General features: G+C 71.9%; 5 protein-coding genes. 3 read left to right on the forward strand and 2 right to left on the reverse strand.

The features are described 5' to 3' along the window. Positions 1 to 15: 15 nt before the first annotated feature. Complete coding sequence (locus IJH84_RS06415) at positions 16 to 153, forward strand: hypothetical protein (RefSeq protein WP_295141465.1); 138 nt, start codon at positions 16 to 18, stop codon at positions 151 to 153. Positions 154 to 272: 119 nt separating this feature from the next. Here IJH84_RS06415 and IJH84_RS06420 read toward each other — a convergent pair whose 3' ends face one another. Next, entirely contained in the window at positions 273 to 767 is a 495-nt protein-coding gene (locus IJH84_RS06420) for an Hsp20/alpha crystallin family protein (protein WP_295141458.1), read from the reverse strand. 185 nt (positions 768 to 952) lie between these two features. Here IJH84_RS06420 and IJH84_RS06425 point away from each other — a divergent pair, with 185 nt between their 5' ends. Together IJH84_RS06425 and IJH84_RS06430 are read left to right on the forward strand one after the other, a co-directional pair. Next, entirely contained in the window at positions 953 to 1,465 is a 513-nt protein-coding gene (locus IJH84_RS06425) for a DoxX family protein (RefSeq protein WP_295141464.1), read from the forward strand. A 108-nt stretch (positions 1,466 to 1,573) separates the two neighbouring features. Further along, positions 1,574 to 2,209: a response regulator transcription factor gene (locus IJH84_RS06430; protein WP_200068124.1), complete on the forward strand. Its 636-nt coding sequence runs from the start codon at positions 1,574 to 1,576 to the stop codon at positions 2,207 to 2,209. A 157-nt stretch (positions 2,210 to 2,366) separates the two neighbouring features. On the opposite strand, the gene IJH84_RS06435 is transcribed toward IJH84_RS06430, so the two are convergent. After that, on the reverse strand, positions 2,367 to 3,285 hold a 919-nt coding region (locus IJH84_RS06435), incomplete at its 5' end, for a GAF domain-containing sensor histidine kinase (protein WP_295141462.1).

The following is a 3,285-nucleotide window of genomic DNA, read 5'->3' on the forward strand; positions in this document are numbered from 1 at the left end:
AAAATGATACTAACCATGGTTGTCCGCGACGTCGTGCGCAGCATCGCGCTGCCCGGGCTCGGGACCGGTGTCGGCGGGGTGACCCCCGAGCTGTGCGCGCACCAGGTCGGTGCGGCGTGGGACGAGATCTTCGCCCGCGCCGACCACGTCTGAGCCGGGCGCTGCACGACGACGTCGCGGTGGACCCCGCGATCACATCGCCGGGCGAACGGTGTTCCGCTGAACGTCCGGCGCCGCCCGCCGTGCGGCACGGCGGGCGGCCGCCCGATCGCTCACTCCCCGGTTTCCCGGGCCTGCTCAGCTTCCCGGGACTCTTCAGCCGAGCGGTCGCGGATCGCCACCTTGGTCGGGCTCGGCGCCTGCGGCACCGCCTCGCGCACCCGGACCTGCAGCACACCGCGGTCGTAGTCGGCCTCGACCCGCTCACCGGTCACGCCATCCGGCAGGTTGAACCGGCGCTGGAACGAGCCGCTGCGGATCTCCCGCACCAGCACGCCCGAGTCGTCCTGCTCGGACGTCTCGGCCCGCCGGCCGCTGATCGTCAGCACCCCGCCGGAGACCTCCACGTCGACGTCCTGGTCCACGTCCACGCCCGGCAGCTCCAGCCGGATCAGCACGTCCGAGCCGTCGCGCACCACGTCGGCCGCGGGGACGAACGGCTGCGCAGCACGACCGCCGAAGGAACGGCGCACCAGCGCGTCGAAGTCGCGGTCGAACCGGCGGTTCAGGCCGGTGAACGGATCCCATCCTCGAACGGCAAGAGCCATCGCTGCATCACTCCACTAGTGCACTGGGCGCCGGTTCCCATCTTCCGACGCCGCTTACATGAGTGCCAACGACTCAACTTTGCGGATTGTTCCCGAAGTAGGGATCAACTTCTGCGCCTTGATGCGAGCGTGTCGAGGCCGGGGTGAGTACCGTCGGGATCCGCGGCAACACCGAGGAGGTCCACATGCTCATCCGCCGCTTGGCCCGTCCCCTGCTCGCCGCCGTGTTCATCTACGGCGGGATCGGCGCCCTCCGCGACGCCGAAGGTCACGCGAAGGCCGCCCGTCCGCTGGTGGACAAGACGGTGGGCAACGTCCAGGACTCGCTGCCGGACGAGGTGCCGACCGACGCGGAGACGCTGGTGCGGCTGGACGGCGCGGTCAAGATCGGCGCCGGGACGCTGCTGGCGCTGGGCAAGGCACCCCGGCTGGCGGCGCTGCTGCTGGCGGGCAGCGTCGTGCCGACCACGCTGGTCGGGCACGCCTTCTGGGAGATCGACGATCCGCAGGAGCGCAGTGCGCAGCAGACCCAGTTCCTGAAGAACCTCGGCCTGCTCGGCGGCCTGCTGATCGCGGCGGTGGACACCGAGGGCAAACCGTCGGTTACCTACCGCGCCAGGCACGGCGCGCACGTCGTGGCCGAGCAAACCCAGCAAGGCGTCAAGGTCGCCAAGAAGACCGCCCGCAAGCGGCGCTGACCCGAACCGCCCGAGGAGCGGACCGCCCACCCGGCGGTCCGCTTTTTCACGTCCTGATCAGGGCACCCTTACCGAAGGTGATCGGGCGCGCGGTCGTAGCGTGAGGGCGTGCCGGTGCGCGTGCTGCTCGTGGACGATCACGAGGTGGTCCGTCGCGGCCTGCGCGACCTGCTCAGCACCGAAGCCGACGTGGACGTCGTCGCCGAAGCCGGCGGCGTCGACGAGGCGGTGGTGCGCACGCGGGCCGCGGAGCCGGACGTGGCGGTGGTGGACATGCGGCTGCCGGACGGGGACGGGCTGGACCTGTGCCGCCGGCTGCGGGACCTGCCGGTGCCGCCGCGCTGCCTGGTGCTCACCGCGTTCGACGACGAGCAGGCGCTGGTGGGCGCGATCAACGCCGGCGCGTCCGGCTACCTGCTCAAGCAGGTGCGCGGGCAGGACCTGGTCAACGCGGTGCGCGAAGTCGCCGCGGGCCGCTCGCTGCTGGACCCGGTGACGACCGCGCGGGTGCTGGAGCGGATGCGCCGCGGCGGCGACCGCCCGGCCGACGAGCTGGAGGCGCTGACCGAGCAGGAACGCCGGGTGCTGGACCTGATCGGCGAAGGGCTGACGAACCGGCAGATCGCCGAGCGGCTGTTCCTGGCGGAGAAGACGGTGAAGAACTACGTCACGGCGGTGCTGGCCAAGCTCGGCATGGAACGCCGCACCCAGGCCGCCGCCTGGGTCGCCCGCAGGCAGGGCTGAGCGGCACGGGCTGAGCCGCACGAGGCTCCGATGCTCTTTCAGGCCGGGCAGCCGCACGCGCACGGCCAGCTAGTTCTGTTCAGAAAGCGGCGAAGCCGCTTGCGGTGCCCGAGGACTCAGCCCGACCACCTACGCAAACCACGTGCTAAACAACTCTCTAGGTCAACGGAACTTCCCAGGTGACCGTGGTGCCGCTGTCCGGCGAGGAATTCACGGTGCACCGCCCGCCCGCGGCCGCGGCGCGTTCCTCCAGGTGCCGCAGCCCGCGTTTGCTGACGTCCCGCGGAATCCCGCACCCGTCGTCCACGACCTGCAGGCGCATCGACTCCGGAGCGCGCCGCACCCGCACCAGCACGGTGCGGGCGCCCGAGTGCCGCACCACGTTGGACAGCGCTTCGCGCAGCGCGGCCCGCGCGTGATCGGCGATCGCGACGGGCACGCCGGTGAGATCCCCGTCGATGTCCAGCTTCGGCGGCCTGCCGAGCAGTTCCCCCGCGGTGTGCACCTCGGAGCGGATCGAGTCGGCCAGGTCCGGGGCCTCCTCGGCGGTCTCCGGGTCGGAGGAGCGCAGCGCCCGCACCGTCGCGCGGACTTCGGCGATGGTCTGGTCGAGCTGGTCCATGGTCTCGGTGAGCCGTTCGGAGTCCTCGGCCGCCAGCCGCCCGGCGAGCTTGCGATCCAGCACTTCCAGCTGCACGCCCGCGCCGTAGAGCCGCTGCACGATCACGTCGTGCAGGTCCCGCGCGATGCGTTCCCGCTCCTGGTAGACGGCGATGCGCTGGCGCGCGGTGGAGCCTTCGGCCAGCACCAGGGCGAGACCGGCTTGCGCGGCGAACCCGGTCAGCACCTCCACCGCCACCCGGTTGAACGTCGGCGAACCGCGCTTGCGGTACACCGCGATCGCGCCGATCTTGCGCTCCCGGGTGCCGAACGGGGCCACCGCGAACGGCCCGTAAGCCCGCAGCGCGGGCGGCACGTAAGGCGCGGTGATCGGGTCGTCGATCAGGTCGTCGACGACCACCGGCACACCGCTGCGAGCGGCCCGCGCCGCGGCCGACCGGGCGGAGAGCACCGCG

Source organism: Saccharopolyspora sp. (assembly GCF_017434145.1).
GTDB classification, from domain to species: Bacteria; Actinomycetota; Actinomycetes; order Mycobacteriales; family Pseudonocardiaceae; genus Saccharopolyspora_C; species Saccharopolyspora_C galaxeae.